The organism is Synoicihabitans lomoniglobus, assembly GCF_029023725.1.
Taxonomy (GTDB): domain Bacteria; phylum Verrucomicrobiota; class Verrucomicrobiia; order Opitutales; family Opitutaceae; genus Actomonas; species Actomonas lomonigloba.
The window spans coordinates 1308397-1331389 of sequence record NZ_CP119075.1 but is presented as its reverse complement, the minus strand read 5'-3'; the positions used below and the strand labels follow the sequence as shown (position 1 = coordinate 1331389).

18 protein-coding genes and 1 tRNA gene are annotated in these 22993 nt (G+C 62.4%); 5 read left to right on the top strand and 14 right to left on the bottom strand.

Annotated elements, in window-relative coordinates:
• Positions 1-12: 12 nt before the first annotated feature.
• From PXH66_RS05135 to PXH66_RS05095, 9 genes are all read right to left on the bottom strand, one after another.
• Positions 13-651, bottom strand: a complete 639-nt coding sequence (locus PXH66_RS05135) for a phosphopantothenoylcysteine decarboxylase (RefSeq protein ID WP_330928490.1) — start codon at positions 649-651, stop codon at positions 13-15.
• Positions 652-711: 60 nt separating this feature from the next.
• Positions 712-2898, bottom strand: coding sequence for an APC family permease (locus tag PXH66_RS05130; RefSeq protein ID WP_330928489.1), 2187 nt, complete (start codon positions 2896-2898; stop codon positions 712-714).
• Between the two features lie 85 nt (positions 2899-2983).
• The gene (locus PXH66_RS05125; RefSeq protein ID WP_330928488.1) at positions 2984-4663 is read right to left on the bottom strand and encodes an immunoglobulin domain-containing protein; all 1680 of its coding nucleotides are present in this window, start codon (positions 4661-4663) and stop codon (positions 2984-2986) included.
• A gap of 14 nt (positions 4664-4677) precedes the next feature.
• On the bottom strand, positions 4678-5709 hold the full coding sequence (locus PXH66_RS05120) for a hypothetical protein (RefSeq protein ID WP_330932256.1): 1032 nt from the start codon (positions 5707-5709) through the stop codon (positions 4678-4680).
• Between the two features lie 53 nt (positions 5710-5762).
• The gene (locus tag PXH66_RS05115) at positions 5763-6287 is read right to left on the bottom strand and encodes a TlpA family protein disulfide reductase (protein WP_330928486.1); all 525 of its coding nucleotides are present in this window, start codon (positions 6285-6287) and stop codon (positions 5763-5765) included.
• Positions 6278-6505 (bottom strand): hypothetical protein, encoded by a 228-nt coding sequence (locus tag PXH66_RS05110; protein WP_330928485.1) that lies wholly within the window; start codon positions 6503-6505, stop codon positions 6278-6280. Before PXH66_RS05110 ends, PXH66_RS05115 begins: the two co-directional genes overlap by 10 nt.
• Positions 6506-6560: 55 nt before the next feature.
• Complete coding sequence (locus PXH66_RS05105; protein ID WP_330928484.1) at positions 6561-8828, bottom strand: NAD(P)-binding domain-containing protein; 2268 nt, start codon at positions 8826-8828, stop codon at positions 6561-6563.
• Positions 8829-8831: 3 nt separating this feature from the next.
• On the bottom strand, positions 8832-9599 hold the full coding sequence (locus tag PXH66_RS05100; protein WP_330928483.1) for a hypothetical protein: 768 nt from the start codon (positions 9597-9599) through the stop codon (positions 8832-8834).
• Entirely contained in the window at positions 9596-10156 is a 561-nt protein-coding gene (locus PXH66_RS05095; RefSeq protein WP_330928481.1) for an RNA polymerase sigma factor, read from the bottom strand. Before PXH66_RS05095 ends, PXH66_RS05100 begins: the two co-directional genes overlap by 4 nt.
• 206 nt (positions 10157-10362) lie before the next feature.
• On the opposite strand from PXH66_RS05095, the gene PXH66_RS05090 reads away from it, so the two are divergent.
• Positions 10363-12855, top strand: a complete 2493-nt coding sequence (locus PXH66_RS05090) for a DEAD/DEAH box helicase (RefSeq protein WP_330932255.1) — start codon at positions 10363-10365, stop codon at positions 12853-12855.
• A 114-nt stretch (positions 12856-12969) separates the two neighbouring features.
• Here the strand turns inward: PXH66_RS05090 and PXH66_RS05085 are convergent, their stop codons facing one another.
• Both PXH66_RS05085 and PXH66_RS05080 read right to left on the bottom strand, forming a co-directional pair.
• Entirely contained in the window at positions 12970-13107 is a 138-nt protein-coding gene (locus PXH66_RS05085) for a hypothetical protein (RefSeq protein ID WP_330928479.1), read from the bottom strand.
• A 48-nt stretch (positions 13108-13155) separates the two neighbouring features.
• Entirely contained in the window at positions 13156-13410 is a 255-nt protein-coding gene (locus PXH66_RS05080; RefSeq protein WP_330928478.1) for a hypothetical protein, read from the bottom strand.
• A gap of 128 nt (positions 13411-13538) precedes the next feature.
• On the opposite strand from PXH66_RS05080, the gene PXH66_RS05075 reads away from it, so the two are divergent.
• The 4 genes from PXH66_RS05075 to PXH66_RS05060 all read left to right on the top strand — a co-directional run bounded on the left by PXH66_RS05075 (position 13539) and on the right by PXH66_RS05060 (position 17476).
• A tRNA-Phe gene (locus PXH66_RS05075) sits at positions 13539-13614 on the top strand.
• A 140-nt stretch (positions 13615-13754) separates the two neighbouring features.
• Positions 13755-16046 carry a cation:proton antiporter domain-containing protein gene (locus PXH66_RS05070; protein ID WP_330928477.1) on the top strand — a complete coding sequence of 764 codons (2292 nt, stop codon included), beginning with the start codon at positions 13755-13757 and terminating at the stop codon, positions 16044-16046.
• Positions 16047-16116: 70 nt separating this feature from the next.
• On the top strand, positions 16117-16710 hold the full coding sequence (locus tag PXH66_RS05065) for a hypothetical protein (protein ID WP_330928476.1): 594 nt from the start codon (positions 16117-16119) through the stop codon (positions 16708-16710).
• 85 nt (positions 16711-16795) lie between these two features.
• Positions 16796-17476: a pseudouridine synthase gene (locus PXH66_RS05060; protein ID WP_330928475.1), complete on the top strand. Its 681-nt coding sequence runs from the start codon at positions 16796-16798 to the stop codon at positions 17474-17476.
• A 320-nt stretch (positions 17477-17796) separates the two neighbouring features.
• Here PXH66_RS05060 and PXH66_RS05055 read toward each other — a convergent pair whose 3' ends face one another.
• From PXH66_RS05055 to PXH66_RS05045, 3 genes are all read right to left on the bottom strand, one after another.
• On the bottom strand, positions 17797-18039 hold the full coding sequence (locus PXH66_RS05055) for a hypothetical protein (RefSeq protein WP_330928474.1): 243 nt from the start codon (positions 18037-18039) through the stop codon (positions 17797-17799).
• A gap of 115 nt (positions 18040-18154) precedes the next feature.
• Positions 18155-20896, bottom strand: coding sequence for a phosphoenolpyruvate carboxylase (locus PXH66_RS05050; protein WP_330928473.1), 2742 nt, complete (start codon positions 20894-20896; stop codon positions 18155-18157).
• 638 nt (positions 20897-21534) lie between these two features.
• A complete protein-coding gene (locus PXH66_RS05045; protein WP_330928472.1) occupies positions 21535-22716 on the bottom strand; it encodes an MFS transporter in 1182 nt (393 codons plus the stop codon).
• Positions 22717-22993: the final 277 nt, after the last annotated feature.

Below are 22993 nucleotides of genomic sequence, written 5' to 3'. Positions count from 1 at the left end.
TGAGTCCGCCGCTCACCCTCCGCCGTCGCCCAGGACCAAAGCCAAAATCTGTTCCGCCAAGCGGGTTTTTGGCGCGGGACCGAGCATCCCCACGCGCCCGGTCGTATTCCAAATACTCACCGCGTTATCATCGGATTCCATGCCCAATCCGGTTGCACTCACGTCGTTGGCCACGATCCAATCACAGCCTTTGGCCGCAAGTTTGGCCGGAGCCTTGACCTCCAGGTCCGAGGTCTCCGCCGCAAAGCCCACCAGCACTTGATCCGCGGTTCGCAAGCGGCCCATCGCCTTCAAAATATCCACCGTGGGCTCCAGTTCCAGCGTCACATCGCCCGGCAGTTTCGCCGCTTTGTCGGTCGATCGATGCTTGGGTCGATAGTCCGCCACCGCCGCCACCGCGATGAACACGTCGCAGGCGGTCATGCGCGCTGCACAAGCCGCGTGCATTTCAGCCGCCGAGATCACCCGAGTCACGTTCACGCCCGGAGGCGGCGGCAGCGCCACCGGCCCGCTGACGAGTTCCACCGACCCACCGCGCGCCACCGCCGCCGCCGCGAGTGCGTAGCCCATTTTACCGCTCGAACCGTTGCTCAAATAACGCACTGGATCGATGTGCTCTCGCGTGGGACCTGCGGTGATTAAAAATCGCATCGTTCGTGTGACAATTGAGCTCCCATTATCTTCCCGTCTTCGTCATTTCCCCAACCCCTCCTAGTCGTCGGACGTTTCGTGCGCATGAAGATCCTCCCAGCTTTTTGCCAAAACGATGCCACCTTTCAAGCTGTTCACCAGGGGCTTTAATCCTTCGAGCGGATTCTCCACATGCCCCGCATGATCGAGTGCCACCCCCACAAAACACAGGGCCGACATTTCCGACTCCCGTGCAATCACGTCATACGGCAAACCCGTATCCACGATGATATCGATCTCCGCTTCAAAGCGGGTCGCCCGGACCAATTCCTTCATCGCCGCTTCGATTTCCGCGCGCCCCCCCTCGGATTCGATGATTCGCCGCACGCGCAAACGAAACGGTTTACCCGCCACCCCTTGCTGCCAGAGATGCGCCAGCGTGAGCATGAAGCTGCCGTTGGCCCGCGCCCGCCACCACACGTCGATCACCCGTTCGAGTTTGTAGTCCGGCAATTCGGCTTCGGCAAAAATCAACAAGTTGCGCTCGAGCTCCAGGATCCGGCGCACCGAGCCGATAAACGCCTCCTCGCGCAGGTTGTCCTCACTCCACCCCATCAACACCGTATTGGGCTCCAGCGCCCCCACCCCGGCCACTTGCAGGAGTGTCGAAACCCCGTGCTCAAACGTATCCGCCAGCACCGTTTTGCCCACCGCCGACAAGCGGCTCTCCCGGATGAAATCTTCGAGCTGGCGCTGCAGTTTGCGTTGGCGCGGCAACAGTTTTTGCCAGTCCCCCGTCACGATCTGCGCCAGAAACAGAAATCCGCGGCGCGCCTCCAAGCGATTCGCCAATTCGACCAACGCGAGCCGGTTGGTCGGATTTCCCACCAACACCAAAATCACCGGTCGCCAGTTGCGCACGTGCTGACGCGATGCTGCCAGTTTCAGCAAACCAAACCGCGCCAGTGAAAACCAAATCCCACTGCGCTCATCGCCCCACGCCGTCTGATACTGGCGACTCTTCAACAGCAAATACAGGCCCACGATACAGCCCACCGCCACGATCGTCGCCAACGGACTCAGCAAAAACATCGCAAACAAACAACCCGCCGCGCCGGCCAAACACGGCAGCCAGTGCACCCGAAACGTCGGACGGTAGCTCGGGTTCGCCGCCAGGGCACTCAAGCCCGCCACCAGGTTCACCGTGCCGTAGGTGGTCAGAAAAAACATCGAGATCACCGGCGCAATCACGTCGAGCTTACCGGCCATCAAACACAGTCCCGCCAACAGCGCCGATACCACCAAAGCCATCCGCGGCTCGTTGGCCGCGCCATGGCCCTTGCCCAACGCAAAGGGCACCACGTGGTCCTGAGCCAGCGCCTGCAACGTCCGCGGTGCCGCCAGCAAACTGGCCAGCGCCGACGACAGCGTCGCCGCCCACAACCCGACAAAAATCAACGGCCCCACCACCGCGATCCGCTGCATCACCAGCGTGTTCGTCACGAGTTCCTCGCGGCTCGCATGCACGGACAACCAAATCATCTGCGCCGCATAGACCACAAAACACACGATCACCGCCAGGATCGTGCCCTTGGGCACACTCTTCGACGGATCCTTCAAATCCCCCGACATACTCACCCCCGACATGATGCCGGTCACCGCCGGGAAGAAGATCGCAAACACCGCCCAAAAACCGAGTCCTTCGGTGTAACCCGGCGCGAAATTAGCCGACCAAGCGGGAATCGGGGTCCACCCCAAAAAGAACGAGACCACCGCCAAACCCAACGCACCCAAAATGAAATACTGGGCCTTCACGGCAATATCGGCCCCGCCCCACGCCACCGCAAAAATCACCAGCAACGTGACGATGGTGACAATCCGCGTCGGCAGTTCCGGAAACAAAAACTCCAACGACTCGGCGAAACCGATGATGTAAAACGCCACCGATACCGCCTGCGCCAGAAACAGCGGCAAGCCCACCGAGCCACCGATCTCCAGCCCCAGATTCCGCGAGATCAGATAATACGCGCCGCCGCCCTTTACCCGGATGTTGGTCGAGATGGCCGAAAGCGACAAACTCGTCAGCAACGTGATGGCGTTGGCGATCAGCAGGATGATCAACGCATCCTTCAACCCGGCCTGCCCCACCACCCAGCCGGTGCGCAGGAACATGATGACGCCCAAAATCGTCAGAACGTTGGGCACGAACACCCCGCCAAACGTGCCAAACTTGATGGGCTCTGATGCCTTGCGCGCAGCTGTTTCCATTAAAATAGAGCCCGCACGCTAGCACTCCCATCCTCGGGCAGAAGTGAAATCGCAAAATAATTTCAGCGTCGTCCGTTCGCCCGCCCTACCTGTCCGTCACATCATAAATTTCGGCCAACACCACCCCGGAGGCCCCGTCCTTGCCGGATATCTGCACCGTATACTGGCCGGGTGCCAAGGTAATGGCCATCGCCGCATCCGCGCTGCCCGGCGCCAATACAAAGGCCCCCGCCGCCGCCCCAGCACTCGCCACCGCCGTCATGTTCGTCGGACCACTCGCCCAATCATCATTGCCAATCATCACCGTGCCGCCACTCGCCACATTCAGCTGGGGATCAGCCAACACCCCCGGCACGCCGAACGCCCCCAGCTCCGGCCCGACTCCCCGGATCAACACCGTGCGCGCCCCTGTGCCCCCAATGACAAATCCCGCCACCAACGTCTCGTTGCTGCGCACCAAACCCCGGGTCGCCAAATTGACCAAATGCCCCGGTCGGCCTGCCGTGGGCACTTGATAAACCTCCACCAGCGAGATTCCCGTGCCCCCGCCGCTTCCGCGCACCGGGGCCGATCGGGGACCACCGTCATAGTCGTAGATCAGCGCCGAGTCCTGACTTCCCTCCGGCAACGCAAACGCCCCCACGGCATTGGCTGCGGTCGCGATTTCAGCCCCCACCGTTGAGCTCCAATCGTCATTGTCCGACAAGATCATGCTGCCTTCCGCCAACTGCAAAAACGGGTTCGCGAGACGACCTTCGACACCAAACTCCACCAGCGCCGGCCCCGCCGCCCGCACCAGCAGGCGCACCGCGCCTTCCGCGACAAATCCGGGCACGAGCTGGTCCGCCCCCGCGCCGGAATACGACAACGACGAGAGATTCACCAACCGACCTTCCGCCGTCGCGTCCAACGTCAGCCGCGCCGCTGCGCTCGTCACCGTCCCCGCCGCATTCGTTGCCGTCACGCGATATTCCCCCGCGTCACCGGCACTCACATTTGCCAACTTCAGATACGGCATGACCGCGTTCGGAATCGCCACGCCATCATGCTCCCACTGATACGTCATCACCCCTCCCCCCGTCACCGCGACGACGAACTCCGCCGCCTGCCCGACCCGCACGGTTTGGGCACGGGGAGGAAAAGCCACCGCCGGCGTCTCGATCTCCACCGGTTCGGGTTCGGGCTCCGGTTCCGGCTCGGGTTCGGGTTCGCCACTCTCCATGCGCACGCCATCGATCACCCCGCGAAACGTCGCGATGGGGAAATTCAACATGCCGTAACCAAGTTGCGAATACATGAGCTCCCAGGGCTCGTGACTCGCGGAATTCGTCACCCCGTTGATGATGGCAAAGATCGGCTGACCGCCGTTCTGAAACCGCCCCGCCACCGCCCGGTTGAAGTCATTCAACACCAATCCCAGGCCGTAAAAATTCACAAACGCCTGCGTCGCCGCCTCTTCGTTGCCCTGCAGATTCAACGCCACGTGCTTTACGGGAATGCCATCCACATTGCCGCCTCGATCGGTGTAGTAGTCGACCACTCCGGGCCCGATCTCTCCCGCCGCCGCCTGACAAAATGGACACCAGTGCGCAAACCACTCCAGAAAGATCACATTGCCTTCCAGCTCGTAGAGCCGCACCGGCTCGCCCGTCGCCCGATCAATAAGTTCAAAGTCCTCAATCGTATCGCCCACTTGGTAAAGCCCCTGGCCTGATGCCACGGTCAGACTGAAGACGAAGAGGAGTAAAAGGCGGAATCGTTTCACGACAATAAAGGAGGTCAAAGGTCTCGGGTAAACGACACTTGGAACACGTTCCAATGGCGGTCGCGGTAAAGGTGCTGAAAGAAATCCAAACGAGGATTGGTCGGGTCGTGGTCACTGCTCAGCGATGCCAGTTGTATCCGCACCGACGAGCGCTCACCCCGCCACCGCAGGCCTCCACCAACTTGTCGGCTGTGCAATCCCGGCGCCGCACTGGTGAACAACAACGCGTCTTCAATTTTCCCCGTGTCCTGGTAGTAACGTCCCTGCACAAACCCGCCCCATCGCTCCGTCAACGACCAGTCGACCAGCGCCGTCGCATAGGTGGCGTGAAACTGCGGGTCCTCCGTCGCGCCGCCCACCGCGAGGCGCACCACCAGATTCTCTCCCGCCGCCACATTCAACGCCGCTTCTCCTCCCAACCGCCATTCGCGATCACTCACCCGGGACGCGCGCAGTTCCACTTTGCTGCGCAAGCGCGGGCTCAGCACGTTTTCCGTGGAAACGCTCAGCGTCACGCCGTTGAGCCGGTCTCGCCCGCGCCGCAGTCCGTCGAAATCAATCTCGTAACCAGGAGCCACTTGATCGCGCAACGCCGTCACGACGGCCTGTAAAAACCCACTCGCCCGCACATACTCCCACCGCGCCCCGGCCCCGGCACTCAGGCTCCGCGGATCGGGATCCTCATAACGGTCCATCGTCGTTTGCCCGAGCGGCTCGAACTGTTGCCGAAAATACTCCGCCAACCACAACGACCGGTAGTTGGTAAAGCCCTGCGAAGCGCCCGCCGAAACCAACCACTCCCAACTTTCGCTGGTGCGCCATCGCAGATTCGTCTGCAGCGCTTCGCTGTGTTCTCGCCGCGTCAACGCCTCGCCCCGGAAATCGAAACTCACCGGAGTGTAGTCCAACACGAAATGGTTGCTCGCCACGCTCACGTCTCCCGTCAGTCCCTTCACCGGTTGCTCCCACCGCCAGTTGCCCGCTGCCTGCCACAGTTGCACATCGTCCGACACCACGGCTTCGACGCCGAGATCCAGACGAGGCACGGCTCGCCCGGCCACGCTGGCCATCATGCCGACCACAACCCATCGCCTCCAATTCATCGCTTTGCCTCCGTCCGCACCCGGTCGATCACTTCGCGCAAGGCGACGACTCCCTCGAATCCATTATGTTGATACGCGATCCGCCACGACTCGCCCGTGCCATCGAGCACGACCAAAAACGGCAGACTGCGCGCGCCCAGTTGTTCCAGCGTGGCGCCTGCGATGTCGTCCAATGCCCGGCTGATACCCGCCCGCTTGATGAAGGCGTCGGTGCGCCCGGTATGGGCGGACTCAACATTGAGAGCCAGCACGGTGATCGGCGCGCCCGCTCCGCCCGATTCGCTTGCATAGTAGCGGGCAATGTCTTGCTCGATCACTCGGGAGGCGGGCGCACACGGCGCGCACCAGTAGGCGAAGAAATCCAGCACCACGACCTGACCTTTAAAATCGGCCAGCGTCACCTTATCGCCCGTGTTACGGTCCACCCACTGGAGGGCGTCGAGCGTCGTGGGCTCAGCTCGGACTACGTTTCCGGCCAGCCCCAATGCCACTCCGGCCCATACTGCCCGCATCAACGACATGAGGTGCATCCGGCAGCTTGGGCTCCGCCGCTCGATGCGAGACCGGGTTCGATTTGGGAAACGAGATTGGACGACGGATGACCCGCTGCCGAACGCTCAAACGTCATCTCGGTTTTGGAAACCAAACGTTGTTGGGCGAGCGGCACCGCCCCACAACCGGCGAGGAACAGCACCGCGGTCACTGCGATTGCGAATTTAGAAAATCGAACAAGGGGCATGCGCGTCATTCAGGGTTTCGCATGGGAGCCGCGCCCCCCGCCTGCTATTCCCGGATTATCGCCTGGCCTCGTTCATCTGCACGGGCGACGCGGGCAGTTCGTCGAAGAGCGGTTTCCCGTCGGCGAGCAATCGCCCAAAGCTTAATACCCCCGTCGGACAGCTCTGCACGCAGGCCGAGCAACGCACGCATTGCGGGTCCTCCATCGGTGCGCCCCGATTGGCAAACGCCATGACGTCGATGCCTTGGTGGCAAACGCTCGTGCACACGTTGCAGGAAATACACTTCTTCTTGTCGGCAAAAATCCGAAACCGCGTGAAACGGGCGTAGATGTGCATCAACGCCGCCAACGGACACGCAAATCGACACCACACCCGGCCCGAGTATTTGAAATAAAACCCCACGCCGATCACCCCGCCAAACAGCACGTCAACGAACCACTTGTAGCTAAAAAACCACCCAACCGCTTTCCCGCCGTCCGCCGCCTTGCCTTCGAGCAGGAGGTTGAAATGTGTATCCACCCACGAGCCGGGCAACACCCAGCCGACCACCCGCAGGGCCAGCAACGCGACCGCCGCCGCCAGGAACACCTGGCCAATCACGTTGACCTTATTCCAGCCCGGACCGTGCGGCATCTTGTGACGGTGCCGATCCCCCATCGTTTCCGCCAGCGCGCCGCACGAGCAGATCCAGCCGCAGTAGGCGCCTTTCCCCCAGCGGTAAACCATCCATGGGATCAGCACACAGGTTTGAAAAAATCCGATCCCGATCCACCACCAATGCGGCGAGCCGTTGAACACGTTGTAGACGTTCAGAGGCCACGCCAAAATGAAACCATAGGCGCGCCAATAAGCCCGGGGATGCCCGTTCTCCGGCCACAGCTCCACTGCATAGGCGTCGGGCGATACATACTTTTCGAACAACGCGTCGCCGACCGACTCCCCCACGCCTCCGCCCGAAAAAACTTCGTTATAACCCGCCCACGGCAGCACCACTTCCGGCAGGACAAACAGCGGCAACCACTGCACCAACATCAGCGCGATCGTCTGTCGTCGCACATACGGCGTGCGTCTCCGGCGGATACGGTCGATTCCGAATCCCAGGATCAGTGAGCTGTAGAGCAGCGTGTAATAAAACGACCGCGAGTTCATCGACACCGCGATCGTGCCAATCAGCGTCGAACGGTCCTCCGCTTGCTCCTGCCACGACGCCGCCAAACCCGCCGGATCAATCCAGCTCTCGGTCGGCCCGCCGCTTTTCCACGTGTAGATAAAGGTGCAAAACAACAGCAGCGCCACCACGCCCAGCCATCCCGCCAAACTCGTCTCGCCTTGAATCGGAATCCCACTGCGACGGAAAAAATCCAACGGCGCTTCCCGCCCGATCAACGCGAACACCGCATCGTTCGGCACGCTGGTTTCGGCATCGGCCGTCTGGAGTTTCACCGTGTCGTCTTCAATCGCCACCACCGTCGATCGCAGCACGATGCTCACACCGCTCTCCGCCACCGCCGCGACATTTTCCGGCTTGGCCCGCGTGAACGCCTCCCCGCGATAACTCAGCGTCACCGCCGCTCCGGCGTGCTGCAACGCCACCGCCGCTTCCAGCGCGGAGTCGCCCCCGCCGACCACCATGACATTGTGACCGGCAAACTCCGCCGGGTCGTGGAGACGGTTGAACACTTTTCCCAACGCCTCGCCCGGCACGCCCAATTTGCGATGATTGCCACTCCGCCCGATCGCCACGATCACGCGCCGCGCCGCGAAGGGTTCGCCGCCCGGATGATGCAGCCGGATCAGGTCGCCTTTCCGCTCCAGTTTTTCGATCCGCACCCGCTTGGGTTCGATGCCCGCCGCCACCCGCTGGGCTTCCAGTTCGGCCAGCAGGTCTTCCTTCACGTCCGCCCGCAACGCGAGGTCGCCCGCCGGTGCCATGTCGGTCGGATACGTATAGATCGGCTTGCCTTTGGGAAAATTGACAATGGTCGCGAACGGCGCGCTCGCCTCGAACACCGCAAACCGCAGCCCCCGCCGTTTTGCCTCCAATGCCGCCGCCAATCCCGCCACGCCGCCGCCCACGATTGCCAGATCCATCGGGCCGCTGTCGCCGCCGACGTCCGCGCCCAGTTCATCCGCCACCGCGTTCGCCGCTTTGGCTCCGGTATCGGCCGCAAACTTCAACAACGGCACGCCCGTCAGGTCGCCCACCACGCGCACCCCGGGCACGACCGTGGTCCCGTCGCTGTTGACTTCGGGCAGCTTCTCCACGCGCCCCGCCGGCCAACGCAGATGCAACCAATGCAGGTAGCGTCGCAGCACGCTCATGCGTCAGAGAATACCACGCAACGTCGCGAGGCCCGCCGTGCTCGACACCAGATAGACGAACTTATCATCCGCCCACGACGCCGCCACAAACTGACCTTGTTCGTGAAACATCGGCTCCGCGTGGATGGACTGCGGATCAAACTCCGTCCGCGGAGCGAGGTAGACATGAAACCACGCATCGCCCCGCCGGAAACAGATTTCAAATACGTCATGACCGGCCACACTGACCGAGCGGCAGCCGTCGAGTTTGAGCGCCGCCAGATCCGCCGGCATCGTGCTCGCGCTCAATGCCGTGGCGGGACTCTCCAGCCACGCCCCGAACGTGCCCAACGCATCGGCGTGGGGCCCCATCGGGTGCACCCCGCGATATTCGTCGAGGGCCAGTTGCAACATCGCATCCACGCGCGGCAACGACGCGATCGGTTGACCCGCGCGGTTGAAATTGATCGTCAAGGCCATCACCACCGCGGCGGCCGCCGCCAGACCGATCGTCCACGACCGGGCCCACCACGCTCGCGGGCGGCTCGATTTCGTGGTGCCCGAGCTCAACTTGGTTCCCGCCAGGACGGACTCGCGCAACCCTTCCGGCACGGCGACTTCGCGCAGTTTGCCGGCGATCACCGTATCGAACGCCTGCTCGCGCTCAAACCACTCGCGCAGCGTGGGATCGCGCTCGGCCTGAGCCAGCGCCGCGGCAAACGCCTCGTTGTCGGCATCCTCCCCATTGGGACGATACCCTTGTAACATGAATTTAGCTTCGTCGTTGGTCATCGGTTGACCCCTCCTTTATTGATTTTGGGAAATTCCACTATGCCGCCTTCGGTCGACCGACCCGCCTCGAGGCGCGCGACCAGTTTACGCAACTGCGCCTTACCTCGCGACAGCCGCGACATCACCGTGCCAATCGGCACATCCAGCGTCTCCGCGATCTCCTGATAACTCAGGTCTTCGAGGTAAAACAGCGTCAGCGGCGCCCGAAACACTTCGTCGACATCCTGCAGCGCGGCGACGATCTGTTGTCCGTCCAACCGCCGGGCGTGATCGACATCCTCGCTCGGCACATCCTGGGCTGACGGCGGTAAATCCTCGATCGACTGCGAACGCTGGTCCCGACGCCGCCCCCGCAGGAACTCGCGGTAGAGCGTGGTAAACAGCCACGTTTTGGCCTTCGCCGTCTCGCGTAGTTGATGCCCGCTCTTCGCCCAGATGAAGAACGTCTGCTGCACGAGATCACACGCATCGGCCTCCCGCCGCGCCAAACTTAGCGCGAAACGATAAAGCGGCGTATAATGCGCATCCACCAGCTGGTTAAAGACATCGTGACTCATCGGCTCTTGGGAGCATGGGGCCCATCATTCTATTCCCAATCCCCAAATCCCGCCAAAAATCGTTCTTCCACCAACTCATTCTCTTTATTCGTTATCTTTCTCTTTATCCCCACCGACCGAAATCGAACCGAGAACGAGAACGGCGATCTGGGAGAAAGATAAAGCGGAACGAAGAACGAGAAAGATGGGGACGACGGCCTCGGCGGATGAGCGCGGTCTTTACGCCCGCCCCTCGGTCCTGCCAACGTCCGCCGTCCATGCTGCGCATCCTGCTTCCGCCCAATCTTGCCACCACCGCTCCGCGCGACTCCATCGCGCTCAAGGTCGAGGTCGACCTGAGCCGTCCGCCCGCCTCCGAAATCCTGCCCGCTCTCGCCGCCCTGCAACGCTTCGGTGCCGTGCCCGCGCCGGTGCTTTTCCTGCAAACCACGCGCGCCCAACTGCACGAACTACTCACCCTGCTGCGCGGCCAATCGGTTTTCGCCTTCGTTAACGCCCCCGCCAAAACCCTCCTCTGGGTCGGCCCCATCCTGCGCGGCGTCTCCGAACACGTGAATCCGCCTCCGGCGGAAATTTCCAAACCTCAAGGATCACCTTCCAAGAGGCATGACGCCGGCGGTTCCGCGTCCTCCCGGCAATCGAAAATCCAGCATCGAAAATCCCAAATCGATCAGGATCTCACGCCGATGCGCGTCGACGGTTCCGAAAACTTCCTCGCCATCTCCCTGCCGTCGCGCGACTCGCAGGCCTACGGCCCCGCGCTCGACCTGCTCAAGGACAACGGCTTTCGCCTCGAACCTTCCAACCGCAAGTGGTGGCTGCGCGACCGCCACAAGACGCTCAACTTCCTCGCCCGGCACATGTCCGCCCTCCATGAGGAATTTCACGCCGAGTTCACCGCCAACTTCGAGCGCAATACCGATCACATCACCATCGCCGACATCGAGGCCAAGGTCACCGAAGCCCGCGACGGTTACGATGTGACGCTCGGCCTCGCCGCCGGTGATGCCGCCTCCTCCGAGCTCACCTCCGCGATCACCACCAACCGCGGCTACATCGAGTCCGGGAAACAGATCTTCCTCATCGACCAGGAGGTCATCGCCCAGGTCGGCGCCGCCCAGAGCGCGCTCGCCGGCGAACAAACCGCCCTCGGCGGAGCCCGCCAGACCCATCGCGTTTCCGCCGCCCGCGTCGCCGAGATCGACGACCTCCTCGAAGAACTCGCCCCCGGCTTCCAGCCCCCCCAGACGTGGCGCACCCGCAGCAACGCCTTGCGCGATCTCTCCACGTTGCAACCGGCCCCGCTGCCCGCCGATCTCGCCGCGCTCCTGCGTCCCTACCAGAAGCTCGGCGTCGCCTGGCTGCAGCATCTCCACCGCAACGAACTCGGCGGCATTCTCGCCGACGAAATGGGTCTCGGTAAAACCCTCCAGGCCCTCTCGCTCATTGCCGCGTTGCACGCCAGCGAAGGCCCCGCCCCCGTGTTGGTCATCGCCCCCGCTTCCCTCGTGGAAAACTGGCGCCGTGAGGCCGTGCGTTTCACGCCGCAACTCCGCGTCTTCGTTCATCACGGTGCCTCGCGGCTCAATACCGGCACCGACGTCCCCCGCCACGATCTCATCCTCACGTCCTACGCCACCCTCGCCAACGACCGCGCCATCTTCGCCGCCAATCGTTTTCGCACCGTCATCGCCGACGAAGCGCAGCACATCAAAAACCGCCGCACGCGCAACGCCAAGGCCCTGCGCGCCCTCGATGCCGAAAGCCGTTTTCTCCTCACCGGCACCCCGCTGGAAAACTCGCTCGAGGATCTGCGTTCGCTCTTCGAATTCCTGCTGCCCGGCTTCGTCAAACCCGTGCCCACCGGCACCCGCGGCGACGAGCGACGATGGCACGACGATCTGCTGCGCACGCAGACCGCGCCCTACATCCTGCGTCGCACCAAGACCGCCGTTGCGCCTGAACTCCCACCCAAAATCGAGCAGGTCATCTACTGCGATCTCACCTCGCAGCAGTCCGCCCTTTACCGCCGCACGCAGGAAGAAAGCGAACGCGCCCTGTTCGATCTGCAAGCCAGCGGCGCCTCGGAGAACAAGATGCGTTTTGCCACGCTCACGCAGTTGCTGCGCCTGCGCCAAACCTGCTGTGACCCGCGCCTGGTGCAACCCGAGGCCGCGCCCGAATGGTCGGCCAAACTCGCCGCCTTTCGTGAGCTCCTCGACGAAATCGTCGATGAGGGTCACCGCGTATTGGTCTTCTCCCAGTTCACGTCGTTGCTCGCCCTCATGCGCGCCGAACTCGACGCCAACGAAACGCCCTACGCCTACCTCGACGGCGCCATGTCGCCCAAAGCTCGCCAAGCCGCCGTCGACCGCTTCCAGAACGACGACAGCGTGCCCGTCTTCTTCCTCTCGCTCAAAGCCGGCGGCACCGGACTCAATCTCACCGGCGCCGACACCGTCATCCACATGGACCCGTGGTGGAACCCCGCCGTGGAAGCTCAGGCGACGGACCGCGCCCACCGCATCGGCCAGGACCGCGTCGTCACCAGCTACAAACTCATCTGCTCCAACACGGTGGAAGAAAAGGTGCTCGGCCTCCAGGAAACCAAACGCGCCCTGCTCGCCGACGTCTTCGAAGCCAGCGACGCCGCCTCGTCCCAACTCGAACTCGGCGACCTCCGCGACCTGCTCAAATAACCTCCGCACGTCCTCGATCCCATCCCACGGAGTCAGACGGCGGACGACGACCGCGTCTCCCCGCTCCTCCGTAGGCCGCGAGCTCGCTCGCGCTCCCCTCTCCGAACGCGGTCGCTACTCCATCACCACCGAAACGGTGAGAACGTAAGTTCCTACGTCATCCGCTGGCGTAAGCAGGAGATTCCACACCGATGTTTGATCCACTGCCATCAGCAGGGCGACCGGTTCGATATCCACCACCTGTGAGTTCATGATCGCGGCCAAGCGCCGATCCGATTTTTCGCTGATTTGATGCAGGATTTATTGAAGCGCCAGCCGGGGACTTTCGGTCCGAATCATCGTGTCGGAGGCGTAGTCGGCAGCCACCAGCTGCCGTTGGGCGGATTCACTCATAATCCGCTTCACGCGATCACTCAGAGGGTAAACGACGAGCGTGGGTTTCTCCACTACCTCAAAATCCGGATCGTTTTCCAAGGTCAGGCGCACGATCGGATCTTGCGCCAATCCCACCCCATATCCGGCGACGAACAGGAAAAACGCGCAAAGCAGCCTCATGATTGAGTAGCCAAACCGCAATCTGAGCATCTGGCGATCGTTTCGGTCGTAGGAAACAACGTGATCCGGGATCATAAAAACCTATTGACGACATCCCGGCGAACGCTTCCTCTGCTCCCTCCTCTGACGGCGAGATAGCTCAGTTGGTAGAGCAGCGCACTGAAAATGCGCGTGTCCCCGGTTCGAATCCGGGTCTCGCCACCACTTATTCGACCACCGTTCCGAACTCCGGAACGGTTTTTTTGGGTCCGTTTCATGTCCGCCCGCCCGCATGTAACGCTAATCGATCGGGTTCACTTGCTTCGCTCGGGCATTGTTCAAATGTCGGACAGGCTTCCCCCTCCATGAACGGCATCGATTTCATCCAAGACCTGGCCATCGTCGCTTTGGCGGCGGGCGTGAGCGGAGCCATTTGTCGGCGGTTGGGACTTTCGGTCATCGTCGGCTACTTGTTGGCCGGCGTCATCATCGGGCCCTACACCCCTCCCTTCGCCTACGTGGAGGATGTTTCGCGCATCCAAACACTGTCGCATGTGGGGTTGGTGTTCCTCATGTTCTCGATCGGGTTGGGGCTGAGCCTTTCCCGCTTCAAACGCATGGGATTGCCCGTGCTGCTCGCCACGGCGCTGGGCGCGATGTTGGTGCTTCATCTCACTCGCGCCGCCGGAGGACTCGTCGGCTGGACCGGGTCGCAAGTGTTTTTCATCGCGGCGATGCTCACCGTTTCCAGTTCGGCGGTGATCGCGAAAGTCATTTCCGGGCTCAAACTCAACCATGATCGCGCCGGTCAGATCGCGCTGACCGTCACCGTGCTCGAGGACGTGGTGGCGGTCGTCATGCTCGCGTTGTTGGGCGCCGAGGTTGCCGCGAGCGCCGATGTCGCCGGCCCCGGCGTGTTGCAACTGTTGGGCGGGTTGATGATTTTTGTGGTGCTGCTCGTCAGCGCGGGGTTGTTCCTCGTGCCCAAGTTACTGGAAAAACTGCAAGCAACGGTCGACGAGGAGTTGCTCACCATTCTGGTCGCCGGGTTGTTGTTTCTCATGGCGATCATTTCGGTCCGGGCCGGCTATTCCCTCGCCCTCGGAGCCTTCCTGCTAGGGGCCATGGTCGCCGACATGCCGCAGAAAAGTGCGGTGGACAAAGCTTTCGCGGGGATGCGCGATTTGTTCAGCAGTGTGTTCTTTGTTTCCATCGGCATGATGATCGAGGTGCGCCTCGTGGCCGAAGTATGGCCCATGATTCTGGGTTTGGGCGTGTTCACGCTGATCGTGCGGAGCCTGAGTCTGACGGTGGCGTTGTCGGTTTTTGGCACGCCGTCCGCCGCGGCGCGCCGAGCAGGGTTGCTGCTCACTCCCATCGGTGAGTTCTCATTTGTGATCGCTCAACTCGGCATCTCCGCCGGGGTGCTCGACGCCCGGTTTTATCCCATCGCCGTCGGAGTATCATTGTTCACCGTGTTGGTATCGCCTTGGTTGAACCGGCATGCCGATCCGTTGATCGCGTGGAGTTTCCGACTCGAGCCTCGTTGGCTGCGCCGCGCGTTGGACTCCTACCATGCATGGATCGCCGCCCAGACTCGTCGTCCCATCGGCGGTGTGTGGTGGCGGTTGAGCCGCAAACGGCTCCTCCAAATTGGCGGCGAGATGCTGATCGTCACCGGGCTCCTGTCGTTTTCCCCGTCGCTGCTGAACTCCCTGCTTCAGAGTCCCCTGGGGAGCGCCGCCACGCCGTTGGTATTGGAATCCGTTTTCTGGATCGGGCTCAGCCTCATCTGCCTCGTGCTGTTGGTCGCCATCTGGCGCAACATTGCCGCCCTGGCCATGATCAGCGCCGAAACCCTTTCGACCGCGGGCAATGCCCCGCCCAACCGGTCCACCCATGTGCTGACTCGCACCCTGGGTGGGTTGATTTTCGTGACCTGGCTGCTGGAGGTCGCGCCCACAGGTCTGCTCCCGCGCTGGGCCTGGATCACATTGGCGGTGGCCATGTTGCTCGCCGCGTTCGTCTTCGCCCGCCGCCTCGTTTTTTGGCACAGCCAGTGGCAGGAGTCTTTGGAAGGCGTGCTCGCCGACGACGCTCCAGCCCAAGCGATCGCGCCCGCCGCCCCGCGCTGGTGGGAATCCGGGGAAACGTGGAACCTCGAACTGCGCGAGTGCACGTTACCTGAACAAAGCAGCAGCGCCGGTCGGAGTGTCCGCGAACTCGCGGTCCGCACACGATTCGGCTGTGCCATCGCCGAAATCAACCGCGGCGGCTTCATCATCGCCCCACCCAGCCCCGACGAACGACTTTATCCGGGCGATCGTCTGTTGTTGGTGGGAGCCTCCTCGGCCCTCAATCAGGCTCAAACCGCCCTGAGCGACGCCGTCCAAGCCCGCCAGGATCAGTTCTCCGAAGCCCGCCTGGAAGTCATTCGCACGCCGACGGCACTCATCGACCAATCCCTCGCCGAAATCGGGGAAAACTACGCCACCCATGTGATCATCGTGGGCCTCGAACGCGACGGCCAGCGCCACCTCAACCCGGGACCAACGGAACGTTTGCGCGCAGATGATCATCTGCTGCTCCTCGCCTCTCCCGATCAGTTGCGTCATTTCCAACATGCTCACTCGGCCGTCCGACCGCCGGAGAACTAAGCCCACCAGCTTACTGCCCTAATCAATAGCGGTTTCGCCCGTCTCTATTGTCGCAAGCGACAATCCCGCCGTGAAATATTTCTGCCTCATCCTGCTCATCCCCCTCACGTTTCTCACCTTGTCGGGTCTCAACGTAGAGGATCCTCGCTACCCCTCTCCCGTTCGCGACGAAGTCGCCAACGTATCCTGTCGGGTCGACATTGCCCCTGGCAGCACGGCGACGGTCGGTTTTGTGATCGATACGACCGATGCGGTGCCCCTGCTGGTGCGCGCCGTGGGTCCGGGACTACAGGCCTTCGGAGTGGCCAAACCGTTGGCCGATCCTGCCCTCACCATCTTGCAGGGCCAAACTCGCCTCGTGCGCAATGACAACTGGCGCGAGGCGACTTTGTCCTTCGCTCCGGCCGCTTCACGCGTGCTCGATTTGAATGACTTCACCGCCAAAGCCGCCCAACGCACCGGCGCGTTCGCTCTCGCCGATCGCAGCCTCGACGCCGCCACGGTGGTCTTTGCCGAACCTGGGGCCTTCACCGTGCAGGTGGCCGACCGCACCGGGAGCGGTGGCGAGGTGCTCATCGAGGTCTACCGCTTTCACGACGTATACCCCGACGGTCTCACGCGCACCTGGCAGGGCGTTCCGCGTATCGGTCTCCTGACGGAGTGAGGTTGATTCCGCCGCGGGTTTGGGAAATACGAATGAGGCTCGACCTCTCGCGCCACCTCCTTCGATTCGACTCCACCGCCCACCCGTGAAACTCGAACGCCTGCTTGCCAAGTTTCAGCTCATGGGCCGCACCCGCGCCCGGCAGGTAATCCTCGACCGACGCGTTGCCGTCGAGGGCAACCCCATAACGCGCTTCGACCAAGAGGTGGACCGCTTCTCCTGCGTCACCCTTGACGACACGATCGTGCAAGCATCGGCCCGCCGTCTCTGCCTCATGCTCAACAAACCCGTCGGCGTGCTCAGCGCCACGACCGACGCCACCCACCGCACCGTAATCGACCTCATCGACGATCCCGACAAAGCCACGTTGCACCTCGTGGGTCGCCTTGATCGCAACACCTCCGGCCTGGTGTTGCTCACCAACGACGGTCGATGGTCCAAGGCCCTCATGCACCCCACGCTCAAAGTGCCTAAAGTTTACCACGTCACCACACGCGACCCCATCGCCCCTGAAGCGCCGGACCGATTTGCCCGCGGCTTTTACTTCGAAACCGAGGACCTCACGACGCAACCCGCCGCGCTCGAAATTCTCACCAGCCACACGGCTCGTCTCACCCTGCACGAAGGCCGCTACCACCAAATCAAGCGCATGTTTTACCGCCTGGGAAACCGCGTCACCGCCCTTCACCGCGAAAGCATTGGCGACATCCACCTCCCCGCCGACCTCGCCCCCGGCCACTGGCGCGCCCTACCCCCCCAAATCTGACCCGCGTGTAATCCCTTTTACCCACGGAGAAACGACTTCCACGTCGTCCGCGTCGGAGTGAGTCCCTTCCCTTCGAAAAAACCCCACCACCACCCGCTGAAGGTTTCATATTTTTCGTGTGTTTCGTGTGTTTCGTGGGCCAAAACCAATCCTGCCCCACCGGTTCACTCTTGGTTCCCTTCCATTAAAAAGCGATCCCGCCGTCCCGCAAAGCGCTGCGTGACCGGTAGGTGAAGCCATTCGCGTGCATTCGTGGTCGAAACCGCCTTTCCCCGTCACGCCGCAGCCAAAAGCCCGAAGCCCGACGCCGAGGCCGAGGCCTACCCCGAACCCGACGCGCTCGCCGCGTAGTGGGGCACGATTACGCCGAGGTGACCATTGATGATCTTCTGCACCGCCGACGCCGGCAACGCGCCCTTGTGCAGCTCGAAGATCGCGACCAACAGCGCCAGCTCGATATCCGCCTTCTTCGGCGAGACCGCCTTCATCGCCGCCAACAGCTCCAGCGCCTTCTTTTCCGTCGCCTTGTAATCATCGTAATTGCGGTCAGTTGCCGTGGACATCCCCCCACCGCAACACCACCCGCGTTCCGGTCAAGGCCATCCGTGCCGTATCAGACATCAGCTTCAATTCGTCTGCCGACCACGACTACGTTAAACCCACGTCCACACGTCCCCATCACCCGGTCGTCCGCAGCCCGGAGGCGATCGCGTTGATCGAGAGCAACAGGTCCGGCAACATCGCCTCGGCTTCGCGTCCACTGAGCTGGCGCCACTCCTTCAACAACGCCACCTGCTGACGATGCAGCTGCGTCAACGCTTGCTCGCGGATTTGCAAGGTAAACGCCAACCGCGGACGCCGTTCTTCAAACGTGCCCCGGAAGATTTCCGTCATCATCGCCTGCGTCCGGGCAAACTCCGCCCGGATCATGCCCATGAAACGCTCCCGCAGCACCGCGTCCTCCACCAAGCCGGCATAGCTGTCCATAATGGCTTCGTTGGAGCTGACCAATGAGCTCTCAATGTTGGTGAGCACATACCGCAAAAACGGCGTCTTGCGGACCGCTTTGCGCAACCGCTCAAACCCCTTGGGATCTTCCTTCAGCAGACGTTCCAGCGCCGAGCCGGCGCCGAACCATCCCGGCAGATAAAACCGACTTTGCGTCCACGAAAATACCCACGGGATCGCCCGCAGGTCATCCAGCGAACCTTGCCCCGTGCGCCGCGAGGGACGCGACCCGATGCGGGCATGCTCCAGCGCATCGATCGGCGTGGCCTGCCGGTAAAAACTCATGAAGTCGGGCGCGTGCAACAGCTCCCGGTAGGCATCGCGACTCCACGCCGACACCTGGTCCAGCAGCGGCCACAACGTCTCGTCGCGCTCCGCCCCGAACCGATGCCGCGCCGTCGTCGCCGCAGTCGACGCCGTGAGCAATTCCACGTTGTAAACCGCCGACGCCTGATGCGCGTATTTTTGGGCGATCGTCTCGCCCTGCTCGGTCATCCGCATGTTGCCCTGCAACGATCCGGCCGCCAGCGCTTCCATGAACCAATGCGTGGGTCCCGCCCCGCGCCCGACCGTGCCACCGCGACCGTGAAAAAACACCGGGCTCGCACCGCCCTTCGCGACCACCTTGGCCAACGCATCCTGCGCCCGATGCAACGCCCACTGACTGGCAAAAATGCCACAGTCCTTGTTGGAGTCGGAATATCCCACCATCATCTGAAACGACGGACACGCGCCGTCGCCCAAACCCAGACTGCGCTGCGTCACCGGATGACTCAGAAAATCGGATACAATGGCCGGCCCTTCCTCCAAGTCGCCCATGGTTTCAAACAACGGCACGACCGGCAGCGCGCATACCAACCCGCCTTCACTCCACCGTGCCAGCCCGACTTCACGAGCCAGCAAATAAACCGTAAGCAGGTCCTCCGTGCAACGCGTCATCGACACGATCAACGCACCCAACCCTGCCTGCCCGTGACGCGCCACGTGCTCCGCCAGCACGCGGTAACACGACAGCACCGCTTCAGCTTCCGCGCCCGCGTTCGCACCCGTCGCCAGGAAAGGACGCGGAGACATAAGCTCCCGGTCGAGTAGTTCGCGTTTTTGGGCCGTCGACCATGCCGCGTAGTCGGACGCCTTGACGACTCCCGCCGCCTCCAACAACTGCCCCAGCGCCTTTTCATGAAAGGCCGAATTCTGGCGCACGTCGAGTGTCGCGAGGTGAAAGCCAAACACATCCAACTGCCGCCGCAACGGTGTCACAAAATCCTGCGCCAGTTGCCCCGCGCCGATCTCGTTCAGCGCCTCCGCCAACACCGCCAGATCGGCGTCGAGCTCGGCGGGTTTCACATAGCCGCGGCCGCTCTCCGGCGCTTCCTGTGCCAGCAACGTCTTCGCCCGCATAAGGCTTGTCGCCAAACGCCACGGTTCCTCGCGTTCCCGGGAAGTCAGCTCGGGCGCGTCGACGCCCCCCGCGGCTTTGACCTCCTTGCCCAAGCGCGTAATCATCGCCGCCAGCGGAGCCGGTGGCGCTTGAAACAACGAACTGAGCGGCAGATCCGATGCCAGTGCCTCCAACCCGCGACGATGCACTCGCAGGGCATTGTGCCGCAGCGCTCGCAACGACGTCCGGGTCACCTCGTTCGTCACAAACGGATGACCGTCCCGGTCCCCGCCGATCCACGTGCCGAAACGCACGAACGCCCCGACCTCCGCCAATCGTTCCGGAGCAAAACCCTCCGTCGTCCAGGCCTCGCTCAAATGCACGTAACTGCGCTTGACCGCCTCGGGGAAAATGTCGCGCAGGTAGTGCAACGCATTGTCGCGCTCCGCCTCGATCGTCGGCCGGGTGACCTGAATCTCCCCGGTGCGCCACAAGCTCTCCAATCGCGTCTCAATGTGGTGACGCAGCCGGGCGAGCTCCCGCGGCGTGTAGAGGGCGTTTTCCTGCGCGTTGATCAGTCCGTAAATCTCGCGGTGCAACTCGCGCACCGTCGCACGTTTGGCCTCGGTCGGATGCGCCGTCAGCACGGGCTCCACCACCACGACGCGCAACACCTCGATCATCTGGTCCTCCGTCAACCCGAGCGCTTTCATGCTCGCGAGATTGTCGGCCCACAACCCCTTTTCGGCCGCCGGCCCCGACTGGGTCTCGCGCCGACGCCGCACCCGCGCCGCGGTGCGTTCCTCGACGATATTGAGTAACTGAAACGCGATCGAATAAGCCTGCCCCAACGAACGCTTGGTCTCGCCCGCCTTCTCGGCTTTGGCCCCCACCCACGGCAGCAGATCCGCCAACTCGTCCTCGCCCATGCGGCGCAACACGACGGCAAAACTCTCGGTCAGAAGCCGCAGCTCCTCCTCGAGTGACCGGAAGCCTTCTTCACGCAATGGATGTTTTGAACGAGCACACATGCGGCGCACTATGAGCAAGTCCCAGACCTCTCGACAATCAGAACCGCCGAATCCTGCAAAGTTGATTCCCGCCCCCTCGAAGGAACGACTTCCACATGACCGCCGTAGGGGTGGATGACGGTAAACCCCAGATTCCGCCGATTAACACCGGCCCTCAGCCTGAGATATTTTTACAGAAGATCGCCAGGTTCGCCCAGAAAACCAAGCCGACGAATGGCTCCGCGTCCTTCGAGATCTTCTGTTTAAACCAATCCCAGCATCGCGGGCACGGCTCCCTCCAATCTGTGCCCATCGGTGCAATCTGTGGTCAAAATACCAACCCTGCCTCCCAGTCATAACTACCCGATGACCACGCTGACGGCTCCGTGTCTTCCGCGTCTTCCGTGGGCCAAAAAACAATCCCACCTAAACACCAGGGTGAATCACGGATTTAAACCGTAGATTCCGCCGACCATCACAGATCGATCAGCCTGATGAATTTTACAGAAGATCGCCAAGACCGCCAAGGAAACCAAGCCGAGGAGTGGCTTCGCGCCCTTCGCGATCTTCTGTAAAAAAACAATCCCGCCACACGCAACGGTGTGAACCAACGCGTTTAAAACTACCGCTGCAGTCCAACCGTCATCCCGCCTCGCCACCTACGTGATCTTGTTGAGCTGCCGGACTCCAAGCATGCCCAGCGCGAGTCCGCCCACCCACAACCACGGGATGACGTGGATCGCGTTCGCCGCCAAGGCGCCCGCCGCCGTCGGCATTATCGCCGCGCCCAAGTAAGCCGCTCCCGACTGACGCCCTATGACCGTCTGGGCCGCATCCGCCGCAAACCGCCGCGGCACCTCATGCATGAGACACGGGTAAAGCGGCGCCATGCCCAAACCAAACACCACCAGCGCCGCGACGTTGAACCACGGTCCTGGATTCATCGCAAAGATCACTGCGCCCACCATGGCGCCCCCCAACCCCAGCGCCACCAGACGCCGATTTCCCCACCGCTCGGCCACAAACCCCGCCAGAATCCGGCCCATCGTCATTGCCCCAAACAACGCCGCGCCACACCACGCCGCGACCCCCGGTTCGAACCCACGCCCCACCACCAGGATCGACCCCGCCCACAACGCGGCCGTCGTCTCGACCGCCACGATCACGGCAAACAAAACCGGCGAGAGCCAGCCTGCCCATGAATTCGCCCCCCAGTTCGGCGCCGCCGCTCCCGAAGCAACGTCCGTATCACCGGCTCTCGATTCCCCCGCGGCTGGCCGATCCGGTGCCGCCGCCCACCACGGCAGGGTCAGCACAAAGATCACCGCGAGCCCGACTTGGAAACTCCCCAATACACCGTAACCCAACCGCCACCCTCCGTCCGTGCGCAACGCAAACCCCATCAGCAGCGGCCCCGCCGTGGCTCCGACGCCCCAGCAGGCGTGCAACCAATTCATGTGCCGTCCGCTGTAGTGCCGGGCCACAAAACCATTCAGACCAGCATCGACCGCCCCCGCCCCGATTCCCAACGGCACCGCCGCCAACCACAACCACCACGGCCCCTGAGCTTGCGAAAACAGCACCAACGCCGACCCCGTGAGCAAACAACTCACTGCCACCACCGGCCCAGTGCGAAACCGCGCGATGATGCGACCACTCAAGAACCCCGTCGTCGCCGACAGCAACGTGATGAGCACCGCCACCGCCCCCGCCAAGCCGATGGGCAATTCGAGCTCCGGATACACCTCCGGCCACGCCACCCCGAACGTCCCGTCCGGCAGTCCCAGACTGATGAACCCCAAGTAAATGATCAGCAAAAGCAACAATCCCGAACGCGACATAAACGCCTCCCACGATTCACCCCACCCCTTCCGAAGCGAGACCCGATCTTACCCACCGAAAACACCGGATCTCACAGATCCAAGCCTACCCGACCGACCAGTGGAAGCCAACCCCGCAGAGAGATGATTTACCCGTCGTCCGCACCGAAGTGGATCAAGGAATTCAACCACAGGATTCGCAGGTACATCGTCCCAACGACTTTTCACAGAAGATCGCAAAGTCCGCCCAGAAAACCAAGCCGAGGAGTAGCTTCGCGCCCTTCGCGACCTTCTGTAA